The sequence below is a fragment of the Dongia sp. genome (assembly GCF_041906375.1).
Taxonomy (GTDB): domain Bacteria; phylum Pseudomonadota; class Alphaproteobacteria; order Dongiales; family Dongiaceae; genus Dongia.
In genome coordinates, this window is the sequence record NZ_JAYRJJ010000002.1 from 535,891 (window position 1) to 548,413 (window position 12,523).

At 64.1% G+C, this 12,523-nt stretch carries 11 protein-coding genes; 7 read left to right on the forward strand and 4 right to left on the reverse strand.

Going from position 1 to position 12,523, the window contains the following annotated elements; translation table 11 throughout:
- Nucleotides 1-97: 97 nt before the first annotated feature.
- A complete protein-coding gene (locus ACE3OA_RS09310; protein WP_374310280.1) occupies nucleotides 98-898 on the forward strand; it encodes a hypothetical protein in 801 nt (266 codons plus the stop codon).
- Nucleotides 899-1,009: 111 nt separating this feature from the next.
- Here ACE3OA_RS09310 and ACE3OA_RS09315 read toward each other — a convergent pair whose 3' ends face one another.
- Nucleotides 1,010-2,242 carry a CCA tRNA nucleotidyltransferase gene (locus ACE3OA_RS09315; RefSeq protein ID WP_374310282.1) on the reverse strand — a complete coding sequence of 411 codons (1,233 nt, stop codon included), beginning with the start codon at nucleotides 2,240-2,242 and terminating at the stop codon, nucleotides 1,010-1,012.
- 120 nt (nucleotides 2,243-2,362) lie between these two features.
- Between ACE3OA_RS09315 and ACE3OA_RS09320 the strand changes: the two genes are divergently transcribed.
- Nucleotides 2,363-3,559, forward strand: coding sequence for an acetate/propionate family kinase (locus ACE3OA_RS09320; RefSeq protein WP_374310284.1), 1,197 nt, complete (start codon nucleotides 2,363-2,365; stop codon nucleotides 3,557-3,559).
- A 6-nt stretch (nucleotides 3,560-3,565) separates the two neighbouring features.
- Here ACE3OA_RS09320 and ACE3OA_RS09325 read toward each other — a convergent pair whose 3' ends face one another.
- The 3 genes from ACE3OA_RS09325 to mutM all read right to left on the reverse strand — a co-directional run bounded on the left by ACE3OA_RS09325 (nucleotide 3,566) and on the right by mutM (nucleotide 6,452).
- Nucleotides 3,566-4,600 carry a glycosyltransferase family 4 protein gene (locus ACE3OA_RS09325; RefSeq protein ID WP_374310902.1) on the reverse strand — a complete coding sequence of 345 codons (1,035 nt, stop codon included), beginning with the start codon at nucleotides 4,598-4,600 and terminating at the stop codon, nucleotides 3,566-3,568.
- A gap of 2 nt (nucleotides 4,601-4,602) precedes the next feature.
- On the reverse strand, nucleotides 4,603-5,463 hold the full coding sequence (locus ACE3OA_RS09330) for a UDP-2,3-diacylglucosamine diphosphatase (RefSeq protein ID WP_374310286.1): 861 nt from the start codon (nucleotides 5,461-5,463) through the stop codon (nucleotides 4,603-4,605).
- A gap of 164 nt (nucleotides 5,464-5,627) precedes the next feature.
- Nucleotides 5,628-6,452 carry a bifunctional DNA-formamidopyrimidine glycosylase/DNA-(apurinic or apyrimidinic site) lyase gene (gene mutM / locus ACE3OA_RS09335; protein WP_374310288.1) on the reverse strand — a complete coding sequence of 275 codons (825 nt, stop codon included), beginning with the start codon at nucleotides 6,450-6,452 and terminating at the stop codon, nucleotides 5,628-5,630.
- Nucleotides 6,453-6,559: 107 nt separating this feature from the next.
- Between mutM and ubiE the strand changes: the two genes are divergently transcribed.
- The 5 genes from ubiE to ACE3OA_RS09360 all read left to right on the forward strand — a co-directional run bounded on the left by ubiE (nucleotide 6,560) and on the right by ACE3OA_RS09360 (nucleotide 12,420).
- Entirely contained in the window at nucleotides 6,560-7,339 is a 780-nt protein-coding gene (gene ubiE, locus ACE3OA_RS09340; protein WP_374310290.1) for a bifunctional demethylmenaquinone methyltransferase/2-methoxy-6-polyprenyl-1,4-benzoquinol methylase UbiE, read from the forward strand.
- Nucleotides 7,340-8,893 (forward strand): 2-polyprenylphenol 6-hydroxylase, encoded by a 1,554-nt coding sequence (gene ubiB / locus ACE3OA_RS09345; protein WP_374310292.1) that lies wholly within the window; start codon nucleotides 7,340-7,342, stop codon nucleotides 8,891-8,893.
- Nucleotides 8,893-9,543: an HAD family hydrolase gene (locus ACE3OA_RS09350; protein ID WP_374310294.1), complete on the forward strand. Its 651-nt coding sequence runs from the start codon at nucleotides 8,893-8,895 to the stop codon at nucleotides 9,541-9,543. Before ubiB ends, ACE3OA_RS09350 begins: the two co-directional genes overlap by 1 nt.
- Nucleotides 9,540-9,980, forward strand: coding sequence for a YqaA family protein (locus ACE3OA_RS09355; RefSeq protein WP_374310296.1), 441 nt, complete (start codon nucleotides 9,540-9,542; stop codon nucleotides 9,978-9,980). Before ACE3OA_RS09350 ends, ACE3OA_RS09355 begins: the two co-directional genes overlap by 4 nt.
- Nucleotides 9,981-10,146: 166 nt before the next feature.
- Complete coding sequence (locus ACE3OA_RS09360) at nucleotides 10,147-12,420, forward strand: cadherin domain-containing protein (RefSeq protein WP_374310298.1); 2,274 nt, start codon at nucleotides 10,147-10,149, stop codon at nucleotides 12,418-12,420.
- Nucleotides 12,421-12,523 lie beyond the last annotated feature (103 nt).

The window sequence follows — 12,523 nt, forward strand, 5'->3', positions numbered from 1 at the left end:
CCCTTCCCGGCCGGGGCGTCATCGTTTTGTCGCACATGCTATGATCGCGAATTGCCGCCCGAGTCGCCGTCACGATCAGAGCCCCAGACCATATCCGATGCAGGAACGAGAGAAGTTCGCCATTCTGAAGAAGCCCAGCCGCATCTGGGCGATCTCGCCCGTGCATGGGGACATGCCGCGCCTGCGGGCCCTTCACGCCTATATCGCCGAGCAATTCGATCCCATGGACCGCATGGTCTATCTGGGCGGGTTCCTGGGCCGCGGACCGGACGTCGCCGGAACCTTGGATGAAATGATCACCTTCCGCCGCCAGATCCTGGCACGGCCGATCATGTTCCCCAGCGACATCGTCTATCTGCGTGGCCAGCAGGAAGAAATGTGGAACAAGCTGCTGCAGCTGCAATTCGCCCCCAACCCGCGCGAGGTCCTGCCCTGGCTGTTGCAGCAAGGCGTCGGGCCCACCATCACCGCCTATGGCGGCGATCCAGCGGAGGGCATCATCCATTGCCGCGAGGGGGCTCTCGCCATCACGCGCTGGACCAATTCGCTGCGCGCTGCCCAGCAGGCGCGGCCGGGCCACGCAGCGCTCATGTCGGCCATCCGCCGGGCTGCCTATACCGACGATCTGGGGCTGCTCTTCGTCCATGCCGGGCTCGACCCGGAACGGCCGCTATCGGCGCAAGGCGATAGCCTGTGGTGGGGCGGCAGCGCCTTCGGCGCCCTCGACCATCCTTACGGCCAGTTCCTCAAGGTGATCCGCGGCTATGACCGCCAGCATGCCGGCCCCGCCATGAGCGCCTTCACCATGACCTTGGACGGCGGCTGCGGCTTTGGCGGCAAGGCGGTAGCGGCCCTTCTCGATCCCAAGGGTGAGTTGCTGGACCTCGTGGAGGCGTGAGGGGGGCTTCCCCCTACGTCATCCTCCGCGAAGGCGGAGGACCTACGAGTTGCTTTCTTCAGTCACGGGAAAATTCACGGGTGGTCCGCCTTCGCGGACCATGACGTTGAGTTAGGACCCAACTTTCTTCTTTGCCTCAGCCAAACAAGCAGCCGCGTCCGCCCGGAAGTCCCCAGCAATCCACCATTGCTCTATCTCGGCGAGCATCGCGCCAAGCTCCGGGCCGGTATTGGCGCCGAGCTTGATGAGGTCGCGGCCGGCCAGCGGAAAAACCGGGCGCGGCCAGCTTTCGATCACCTCAAACGCGCGATGCCACAGTCCTTCCGCCTCACCTGGCTCCCAATCGAGCAGCACCTGGTCGCGCGCCCGATCATTGCCCAGCGCGTGGATCTGCCGGCGCACGATCGCATCATCCGATACGTCGAAAGTGCTGCGGACATTGCTGGCTGCCAACAGCCGATCGCGATCGGCGTTGGAGAGTTTCAATGTCTCGGCAATCTCCGGCCCGCAGCCGGTGACGGCGAGTGCCGCGAGGCGGCGGATGGGATCCGGCTTGAGATGGAGGCGGGTTTCCAGCGCCGCCACCTTGACCAGCCGGTCCTGGCTCGTGGCCCAAGGGAGATAGGCGGCGGCAAAATCGCGCATCAGCAATTCGCCCCAGGTCTCGACACCCTTCCTCGCCACCAGCAGCTTCAACGTCTCCTGGCGCAGCCTTTCGCCGGACAGGCGCTTCAGTTCGTGCCGCCGCTCCGTCGCGGCGGCAATCGCCTCATCGTCGAAGGGACCGGCGGCGTAATCGGCATGGAAGCGGAAGAAGCGCAGGATGCGCAGATAATCCTCGTCCATGCGCTGGGCCGCGTCGCCGACAAAACGCACGCGCCCGGCGGCGAGATCGGCAAGGCCGCCGAAGAAATCATGGATCGTGCCGGCGGCGTCGCAGAACAGCGCGTTCATGGTGAGGTCGCGGCGCGCGGCGTCGGCCTGCCAATCGTCAGTGAAGGCGACCTTCGCGTGGCGGCCATAGGTTTCGATATCGTGGCGCAGGGTCGTCACTTCGAAGCCCACATGATCGGCCACGGCCGTGATGGTGCCGTGCTTGATCCCCGTCGGCACAGCCCGAAGCTGTGCGGCTTCCAGGGCCGCGATCACGGCCTGCGGGTCGAGATTGGTGGCGATATCGATATCGCGAATGGCGCGGCCGAGCAGCGCATCGCGCACGCAGCCGCCGACGAAGCGCCCCTCGCCGCCGGCAGCCTTGAGGGCCATCAGCACCTTTTCGGCGGCACCGGCATGAGGCCAGCCCTGACGCCAATCGGCAAGGTCGTGGGGTGGGTTGATTCGCATGAGCGGCATCCTAGCCGAAACGGCGGAACGGCCGATAGGGGCCGGGGCGTTCCCTGGCCCGCTGGGCCCTGCCCCGTTGGCTCTTGCCAGCTTGGGCCCCTTTCAGCCTAGGATCGCGCCATGCAGCAGAACTTCCTTGCCGTCAACGCCGGCTCCTCCAGCATCAAATTCCAGGCCTTCGCCACGGCGGGCGACAACCTCGCGCGGCGCGTCAGCGGGCTGCTCGACGGGATCGGCAGCCAGCCCCGCCTCCACATCAAGGACGGCGCCGGCGCAACACTTGTCGACGAGAGCCTGGCCACCCTTTCCGTGCCGAGCGTCGAGGCCGGCGAGGCGATCGTCGGCGACTGGCTGACAGGCACGATGGCGGCCGACATCATCGGCGGCCCGATCGCCGCGATCGGCCACCGGGTCGTCCATGGCGGGCCGGATTTCAGCACCGCCGCGCGCATCGACGATGCCGTGCTGGCGCGCATCACCGCCCTCACCCACCTTGCGCCCCTGCACCAGCCCAAGAACCTGGCGCCGATTCATGCCTGGCGCCAGCGGCGGCCGGACCTGCCGCAGGTGGCCTGTTTCGACACAGCCTTCCATCGTGGCCATAGCGAGCTCGCGGATCGGTTCGCCATTCCCGATGCGCTCTATCGCGAAGGCGTCCGGCGTTACGGCTTCCATGGCATTTCCTATGAATTCATTGCCGGGAAGCTCCGGGAAGTGGCCCCGGCGGTTGCCGGCGGCCGCGTCATCGTCGCACATCTGGGCAATGGCTGTTCGCTCTGTGCTTTGCAGGATGGGCGCAGCGTCGACAGCACAATGAGCTTCACCGCCCTCGACGGCATCCCGATGGGAACCCGGCCGGGGGCCATCGATCCCGGCATCGTGCTCTATCTCATGCGCGAAAAGGCGATGGATGCCGCCGCCATCGAACGCTTTCTCTATCACCAATGCGGTCTCAAGGGCCTTTCCGGCATCAGCAATGACGTACGCATCCTGGAGGCGAGCGCCGACAAGATGGCGCGCCTCGCCCTCGATCACTTCGTCTATCGCATCACCAAGGAAATCGGCGCCCTCGCCGCCGTGCTGGGCGGGATCGATGCGCTGGTTTTCACGGCCGGCATCGGCGAGAACGGGGCCGATCTCCGCGCGCGCATCGTCGCCGGCTCGGCCTGGCTCGGCCTGACGCTGGACAAGGATGCCAACCGGGCGAAGAAGATCGACCTCAGCGCCGTGCCCCAGGGCCCGCGCGTGTTGATGATTCCGACCGATGAGGAATGGATGATCGCGCGCCATACCAAGCGCCTGCTGGACGCCGGCTAACGAGCGTCAGCCGAAGAGGCGCATCGGCACCAGAACCAGGTTGGAGAGGAACTGCTCGGTGGCTGCCCGCCAGGAAAAGCGTTCAGCCTCGGTACGGCATTGGCCGCGCGGGATCTTGAGAGCCCGCTTGATGGCTTTCCCAAGATCAAGATCGAGTGCTCCGGAAACGCCTTCGCGCAGAATGTCCTTCGGGCCTGCCACCGGGAAGGCTGCCACCGGCACACCGGAGGCCAGTGCTTCCAGGATCACCAAGCCGAACGTGTCAGTGAGGCTGGGGAAGACGAAAACATCGGCCGCGGCATAAAGCGCCGCCAGATCCTCGCCTACCTTCTGGCCGAGGAAGATCGCCTTGGGGAAGCGGGATTTCAGATCGGCATGAAGCGGCCCGTCGCCGATGACCACCTGGCTGCCCGGCAGGTCGAGCTGCAGGAAAGCTTCGATATTCTTCTCGATGGCCAGGCGCCCGACATAAAGATGGACCGGGCGCGGCAGATCGGCCAGAGGCGGCACCGTATTGGCCTGGTGGCGCGGGCGGAAGAGCCGCGTATCGACACCGCGTGACCAGCGCTTGATGTGCAGGAAGCCGCGCGAGCGGAGATCGGCCTCAATCGAGGGTGTCGCCACCATGGTGGCCTGCGCCGCGCTGTGGAAGCGCCGCAGCCAGGCATAGCTGAAGCGCAGCGGCAGGCCGAAGCGGGCCGCCACATATTCGGGAAAGCGGGTGTGATAGGCCGTGGTGAAGGGCAGGCCGCGACGCAGGCAATACCGCCGTGCTGCCAGACCCAGCGGCCCTTCGGTGGCAATATGGATGGCATTGGGCGCCAGCGCATCGAGCCTTGCCGCCATGCGCCGATAGGGAAAGAGCGCCAGACGGATTTCCGGATAGGTCGGGCACGGCACCGAGCGGAAGGATTGCGGCGACAGGATCGTGGGCCGATGTCCGGCCGCGATCAGCTCGTCCATGGTGCGGCCGATGGTGCGCACGACGCCATTGGTCTGCGGCGCCCAGGCATCGGTGACGATGGCGATGTTGAGCGACATGGTCATGCGCTGGCGACCGGAGATTTGACCGTTGGCGATTTGACCATTGGCGATCTGGCTGGGCCCGCCAGGGCCTTGGGCGTCAGCATCGACAATTGCTGGTTGGCCGCCCATTCGATAATTTCGAGCCTGCCGTCGCGATGCTCGACCAGGGCGGTGCAGCTTTCCACCCAGTCGCCGTCATTGGCGTAAACGATGCCGTCGATTTCCTTCAGCGCCGCCTGGTGGATATGGCCGCAGACGACGCCATCGAAGCCGCGGCGCTGCGCCTCGGCCGCGACCGTGTGCTCGAAATCGCCGATGAACTTCACCGCGTCCTTGACCCGGGATTTGAGCCAGGCCGAAAGCGACCAATAGGGATAGCCGAAGGCCACCCGCGCACGGTTGAACCAGTGATTGAGCGCCAGCGCCATGGTGTAGGCGGAATCGCCGAGCTTGGCCAGCCAGGGTGCGTAGCGCACGATGCCGTCGAAGGCATCGCCATGGATGATGAGCAGGCGCTTGCCGGTCGCGGTCACATGCACCGCCTCGTTCATCACCATCACATCGCCGAAGGCGTGGTCGTCATAATCGCGCAAGGGTTCGTCGTGATTGCCGGGAACATAGATGACCTGCGTGCCCTTCCGGGCCTTCCGCAGCAGCTTCTGCACCACGTCGTTATGGCTTTGCGGCCAGAACCAGCCCTTGGACAGGCGCCAGCAATCGATGATGTCGCCGATGAGATAGATGTAATCGGCTTCATGCGTGCGCAGGAAGTCGAGCAGGTACTCGGCCTTGCAGCCGCGCGTCCCGAGATGGACGTCGGAGATGAAGATCGCCCGGTAACGTGCCGTCTCACTCGTCATCTGGGACATCGCGTTCATATCGTTCGCTTCACGACTCGATTGACCTGCTGCATTGGCCGCTCAATAGCGACCAAGGCGTTGCAGGATGATGACGCGCGGGGCGGAACGCCGGATTTGCAAGTGATTTCATGGGGGCGTCACGGGAGTGACGCGGATATGTCATGGAAGGAGGGAGCTATTCCCTACTTCTGGTCCTTCGGACAGTAAAACGTCGACCGGCCGCCTTGGGTAATGCGCTTGATGGGCCCGCCGCAGGTGGGGCATTTCTGGTCTTCGCGGTCATAGACCTTCCAGCGGTGCTGGAAATAGCCGAGCTCGCCATTGGCCTGGACATAATCGCGCAAGGAGGAGCCGCCGGCCTTGATGGCTTCCTTCAGCACCTTCTTGATGGCGGCGGCGAGCTTGGCGGCACGTTCGCCCGCGATGGTTCCCGCGCGGCGCTTGGGGCTGATGCCGGCGCGGAAGAGCGCTTCCGAGGCATAGATGTTGCCGACCCCCACCACCAGGCGCTGGTCCATGATGGCAAGCTTCACCGAGGTCTTGCGGCCCTTGAGCATCGCGGCCAGTGCCGGTCCGTCGAATTCGTCCGAAAGCGGTTCCAGCCCGAGGCCCCGGATCAGCTTGTGATGGGCGAGATCGGCAGCCGCCACCAGATCCATCAGCCCGAAGCGGCGCGCATCGTTGAAGCGGACGCAGGTGCCGTTGTCGATGTCGAAGACGACATGGTCATGGCGGTCGAGCAGGGCCGGACGCTTCTCATTGACCACCATCGAGCCCGACATGCCGAGATGGACCAGCAGCACGGTGCCGTCGTCGAGGTCGATGATGATGTATTTGGCGCGCCGGCGGATGGAATCGATGCGCCGCCCCGTGAGGCGCGCCGCGAACCCTTCCGGGAAGGGAAAGCGCAGATTGGGCCGGCGCTGTTCGACCGCGGTCAAGCGGCGCCCCAGGAGCTTCAGGGCGAGGCCCCGGCAGACGGTTTCGACTTCGGGTAATTCGGGCATGGGGATAGCGGTAATGGGCCGCAGCAGAACCGTCAAGTTGTTGATCCCACAAGGCTGGCATCCCTCGGCGGCAACGGCTAAAGTCCCGGCGAAACGGGAAAGATCCAATGCCAATCGAGACATCGCACGACCCCGAGAAAAGTGGGGACAATGACAGCACCTGGTTCGGCTTCCGCCGCGTCGCCGCCGGCGAAAAGGCCCATCTGGTGCAGGGAGTCTTTTCCTCGGTCGCCGGCAAATACGACCTGATGAACGACCTCATGTCCGGGGGCATCCATCGCCTGTGGAAGGCATCGATGCTGGATTGGCTGAACCCGAGGCCCGGCTGGAACAGCCTGGACGTGGCCGGCGGCACCGGCGACATCGCCTTCCGCATCCTGGAACGGCAGCCATCCGCCCATGTCACCGTCTGCGACCTCACCCCGGCCATGCTGGAAGTCGGGCGCGACCGCGCCATCGACAAGGGCATCCTCAGCGGTCTCGATTGGGTCAGCGGCAATGCCGAGGACCTGCCCTTCGAGGACATGAAATTCGACAGTTATACGATCGCCTTCGGCCTCCGCAATGTCGGCCGCCAGCAGCGGGCGCTCGAGGAAGCCTACCGCGTGTTGCGGCCGGGCGGCCGGTTCCTGTGCCTGGAATTCAGCCATGTGGCCTTGCCGGCGCTTGCCAAGCTCTATGATGTCTATTCGTTCAAGCTGCTGCCTTGGCTGGGCGAAGTGGTCGCCAAGGACCGCGATTCCTACCAGTATCTGGTGGAATCGATCCGCAAGTTCCCGACCCAGGACAACCTCGCCGGGATGATGGCCAAGGCGGGGTTCCAGCAGGTCACCTACCGCAACCTCACGGGCGGGATCGCTGCCCTCCATTCCGGCTGGCGCGTCTAGATGATCCGTACCCTGCGCTCGATCTATCGCCTGTTCGGCATCGCCCGCGTCTTTGCGCGGCACGGGGCCCTTACCCCGTTCGAAGCGGCTTTGTCCAATGCGGGACTTGCCCCCGTGCTGCTTTTCTTTGCCCGCATCATGTTCGGACGCGAAGTGGGCGGCATGCGGCCCGGCGAACGCTTGGCGGCGGCCCTGTCGGAACTGGGCCCGGCCTTCATCAAACTGGGCCAGGTGCTCTCGACCCGCTCGGATTTGCTGGGCGAACAGGTGGCGGCGGATCTCGCCAAATTGCAGGACCAGCTACCGGCCTTCAGTTCCTTTGCCGCCAAGTCGCGGATCGAATCGGAATTGGGGGCGCCGCTCTCTGACCTCTTTGCCAGTTTCGACGACGAGCCGGTCTCGGCGGCCTCGATCAGCCAGGTGCATTTCGCCATCACCACACCGGAACTCGAAGCCCCCGATGGCCGGCCGGTCGCGGTGAAGGTGCTGCGCCCGGGCATCGAGGATGCGTTCCAGGCGGATATCGAATTGCTGCTGTGGATCGCCGAGATCATCGAACGCACGCAGCCGAAATTGCGCCGCCTCAAACCCGTCGAAGTGGTCAAGACCTTCGCCGCCACCGTGCGCATCGAAATGGATCTGCGCCTCGAAGCGGCCTCCGCCTCGGAACTGCGCGATAATTTCGAGGGCGATTCCAGCTACCGCGTGCCGGCCATCGACTGGGCCCGCACCGCCAAGCGCGTGATGACCCAGGAACGCATGACCGGTATCCCGATGGATGACGGGCCGGCGATGCGCGCCGCCGGGCTCGATGTCGACGACGTGCTGACCAAGGCCGCCAACATCTTCTTCAACCAGGCCTTCCGCGACGGCTATTTCCATGGCGACCAGCATCCCGGCAACATGACCGTGGGCTATGACGGCGCCATCCAGGTGGTCGATTTCGGCATCATGGGCCGGCTGGAGCGCAAGACGCGCTTCTACCTCGCCGACATGCTGCTGGGCTTCCTGGAGCGCGATTATATGCGCGTCGCCAAGATGCATATCGAGGCGGGCTACCTGCCGCAGACGCAATCGATCGACGAGTTCGCGCTTGCCTTGCGCTCGATCGGCGAGCCGATCCAGGGCCGACCGCTGCATGAGATCAGCTTTGCCCGCATGCTGGGCCAGCTTTTCGCCATTGCCGAGACATTCGACATGGAAGTGCAGCCGCAATTGCTGCTGCTGCAGAAGAACATGCTGATGGCCGAGGGCGTCTCGCGCCAACTCAATCCGACCCTCAACATCTGGACCCTGGCGCGCCCGCTCATCGAACAATGGATGATCGAGAATCGCGGCCCCCGCGCCCGCATCGAACAGGGCATCGTCGATTTCCTCGACGTGGTCGAACGCGGTCCGGGCGTCCTCAAAACCGTCGACCGGCTGGTGAACAACCTGGCCGATGGCGGCCTGAAACTCGATCCAGAAGCCTTGCGCGTCATCAATCGCCAGGGCTCGAACTGGTGGCTGTGGCTGATCATCGCCGTCCTGACGGCAGCCCTGCTGTTCCGCTGATGGCGGCCTTCGACACGGTTCTCTTCGATCTTGACGGAACGTTGACCGACCCCAGGATCGGCATCACCGGGTCGATCCGCTATGCACTCCAGGAAATGGGCATTACCCACGATCCGGCGGACGACCTCATCTGGTGCATCGGTCCGCCGATCCAGAAGAGCTTCGAACGGCTGGTCGGTGCCGCGGCAGCGGCTGAAGGGGTCCGCCTCTACCGTGAGCGGTACGGTGCCGGCGGCATGTTCGAGAACGAGCTTTTTCCCGGAATCGACACGACGCTCACCAAGCTCAAGGCGGATGGCATCCGCCTTTATGTCGCGACCTCGAAGGCACATTTCTTTGCACGGCCCATCGTGGCGCATTTTGGTCTCGACCGCCATTTCATCGCCGTGGAAGGGGCCGAACTCGACGGAACCCGTTCCGACAAGGCCGAGGTCATCGCCCATGTGCTGGCGACCCACGCAGTCGACCCGGCCCGCGCCGTCATGATCGGCGACCGGGAGCATGACATCATCGGCGCCAGGAAGAACGGTCTTGCCAGCATCGGCGTGCTCTATGGCTATGGCGACGAAGCGGAGCTCCGGCGGGCCGGGGCAGATCAACTCTGCCCGCAACCGACGGATATCCTGGACTGTCTGGCGCGCTTTTCGTGACGCTTGCCTCCCTCCTCACCCTCTTTTTCACCGCCTTCGGCGCCGCCACCATCCTGCCGGGATTTTCCGAAGTGGTGTTCAGCACCCTGTTGCTGGAACAGCCGCAGGATTGGCCGATGCTGCTGCTGGTGGCGACGACCGGGAACACTCTGGGCGGTGTGGCAAACTGGCTGCTCGGCCGCTTTCTGCTGCATTGGCAGGGCCGGAAATGGTTTCCGGTGAGCCGCAAGCGCCTCGACCAGGCCAGTGCGCTCTTTGAAAAATACGGCTATCCGCTGCTGCTGCTTTCCTGGCTGCCGGTGATCGGCGACCCGATCACGCTCGCGGCCGGCGTCCTGCGTGCCCGCTTCCTGCCCTTCCTCATCCTCGTCCTCATCGGCAAGGCGGCCCGCTACGGCATCATCGCCTGGGGTCTGGTCCTGTCACAGACCGCTTGAATGAGCGCAAAATTCACCGCGATATTTTTCATAACCCATTGATATAAAATCCGAATAATCGTCCCGCTTATCCTTTGTTAAGGACACCGGCGCATGTTCGCTGAGACGCGCTGCAAAGACGGCAGGAGCCGGTCCGCGCAGCCATCTCAATCGCGGGAAATGCGCCATGGCTGTCTGCTACATCTCCCCCACCGGCTGCGGTCTGATGGACGGATCGTCGCCGGAAAATGCCGGCACCCTTTCCAGCCTGTCGAAATTCATCGGCCAGGCCGGGCCGGGCGGCGAGGTGCTGCTCATCGCCGACCAGGGCACTTATCATCCAATGGGGCAGATCTCGATCACCAACGGCGGCACGGCGGGGGCGCCGGTCACGATTCGCGGCATCGACAGTGCCGGCAATCCGATGGATGCGGATATCAGCGGCACGCGGCCGGAGAATTGGACCAGCGGCCAGAGCGAGGGGTCGGAACTCTTTCGCCTGCTGGGCGGCGCCGACAACCTTCATTTCCAGGATCTCGACATCAGCAATGTCGGCAACGGCGCGTTCCGCATCGGCGCCGATCTTGCCAACCTGACGATCGACCATGTCGATGCCGCGAATGTCTATCGCTTCATCGAGAACAATGTCTCCGGCACGGCGGCGACGGCGACCGTCAGCGGCCTGACGCTCAAGGGCATCGATATCGCCGGCTATGCCAAGGGTGCCATCCACCTCAAATATGACAGCCATGACGTGGTCATTGAGAACGTAACGGCGGACGGCAGTGTCGCGACCAGCGATCCCTATATCGCCGGGGTGCTGATCGAAGGGACCGCGCATGACATCGTGCTGCGCGATGTCGAGATGTCGAACAGCAAGGCGGTGGGATCCACCGGCAGCTATTGGAACGGCGACGGTTTCACCACGGAGAGCGGCACCTATAATATCCGCTTCGAGAACACCGTTTCGCGCGGCAATACAGACGCCGGCTACGACCTCAAATCGAGCGATACGGTGCTGGTGAATGCGGTGGCTGAGGAAAACAACCGGTCTTTCCGCATCTGGAGCGATTCGGTAACGCTGGAGGACAGCCTCAGCCTCAACCCCACCCATAGCGGCGGCATTGGCGGGGTCGCCCATGTCTGGCTGGGGGCCGGGGCCAGTGCCGTGCTCGACAATTTCCAGTTCAGCGACGGGTTGCTGCCCAGCACCTTGTTCGACCTTTCCAAGGGCGGCGCCGATCTGACGCTGATCGACACGCCGATTCCCGACGCCTATGCTTCGCTCGTCTGGCTGCTCAACGGATCGGTCATCGAGGAGATCACGACGCCGGTGAACCTCGCCCCCACCGACATCACGGTGACCGGCGGGTCGGTGGCCGAAAATGCCGTGGCCGGTACTTGGGTCGCAACCCTCAGCGCCACCGACCCGGACAGCAACGATCAGCATGCTTTCACCCTGAGCGGCACCCATGCCGAATATTTCGAAATCGTCGGCAATGAAATTCACGTTCGCGCCGGAGCCGCCTTGGATTTCGAGACGGCAGCGCAACACGATTTGACCGTGACGGTGACCGATCAGGGCGGCCTCAGCCACAGCGAGGCCGTCGGCATCACGGTCCGCGACATGGTCGAAGGCGGCAATGGCACAGCCGGCAACGACGTCATCGCCGGGACCACCGGTGCCGACGCCTTGCGCGGCTTTGCCGGCAATGACAGCTATACCGTCAACAACAGCGGCGACGTCGTCACGGAGCAGCTGGACCAGGGCATCGACAGCGTCACCACGACCCTGTGGAAATATGCGCTGACCTACAATGTCGAAAACCTTGCCTATGCCGGCAGCAGCAATTTCACCGGCACCGGCAACTCGCTCGCCAACGCCATCACCGGCGGCAATGGCGGCGATACGCTGCATGGGATGGACGGCAACGACACTATCAAGGGCGGCGCCGGCGACGATTTGATCTATGGCGACAAGCAGTGCGACATCCTTGACGGCGGCACCGGCAACGACCGGCTTTATGGCGGCGATTACAGCGACCAGCTGATGGGCGGCGACGGCAATGACTATCTGACCGGCGAAGACGGGCATGACACGCTCAATGGCGGCAGTGGGAGCGACATCCTGATCGGCGGCGCCGGCAATGACAGTTTCGTCTTCGACCGGGCGCCGCTGCCCGGCAATGCCGACTTCATCCGCGACTTTTCGGTACCCGGCGACACGATCCGCCTGGATCATGCCGCTTTCGACCAGTTGGGCCCGATCGGCAAGCTGGACGCCGCGGCCTTTGCGCATTGGGACGATGCGGCGGCGGCCGACGACCGTATTCTTTACGACCGGCAGACCGGCAGTCTCTATTACGACGCCAGCGGCGGTGCCCATGACGATGCGCAGTTGATCGTCACCCTCTCCAACCTGCCGGCCGACCTTGCTGCGGACGATGTTTTCGTCTTTTAGGCGCCCTTTCCAACCGGCCCCGGATACCCACCCCTAATTCCCAGGCCCGGGCGGGCATATCTTGAATTTCTCCACCCCAAACAGTAAATACTAGGCCTTACTG

Coding starts and splice junctions, on each gene's coding strand:
- ACE3OA_RS09310 (WP_374310280.1), top strand. CDS start 98: ATGCAGGAACGAGAGAAGTTCGCCATTCTGAAGAAGCCCAGCCGCATC.
- ACE3OA_RS09315 (WP_374310282.1), bottom strand. CDS start 2,242: ATGCGAATCAACCCACCCCACGACCTTGCCGATTGGCGTCAGGGCTGG.
- ACE3OA_RS09320 (WP_374310284.1), top strand. CDS start 2,363: ATGCAGCAGAACTTCCTTGCCGTCAACGCCGGCTCCTCCAGCATCAAA.
- ACE3OA_RS09325 (WP_374310902.1), bottom strand. CDS start 4,600: ATGTCGCTCAACATCGCCATCGTCACCGATGCCTGGGCGCCGCAGACC.
- ACE3OA_RS09330 (WP_374310286.1), bottom strand. CDS start 5,463: ATGAACGCGATGTCCCAGATGACGAGTGAGACGGCACGTTACCGGGCG.
- mutM (WP_374310288.1), bottom strand. CDS start 6,452: ATGCCCGAATTACCCGAAGTCGAAACCGTCTGCCGGGGCCTCGCCCTG.
- ubiE (WP_374310290.1), top strand. CDS start 6,560: ATGCCAATCGAGACATCGCACGACCCCGAGAAAAGTGGGGACAATGAC.
- ubiB (WP_374310292.1), top strand. CDS start 7,340: ATGATCCGTACCCTGCGCTCGATCTATCGCCTGTTCGGCATCGCCCGC.
- ACE3OA_RS09350 (WP_374310294.1), top strand. CDS start 8,893: ATGGCGGCCTTCGACACGGTTCTCTTCGATCTTGACGGAACGTTGACC.
- ACE3OA_RS09360 (WP_374310298.1), top strand. CDS start 10,147: ATGGCTGTCTGCTACATCTCCCCCACCGGCTGCGGTCTGATGGACGGA.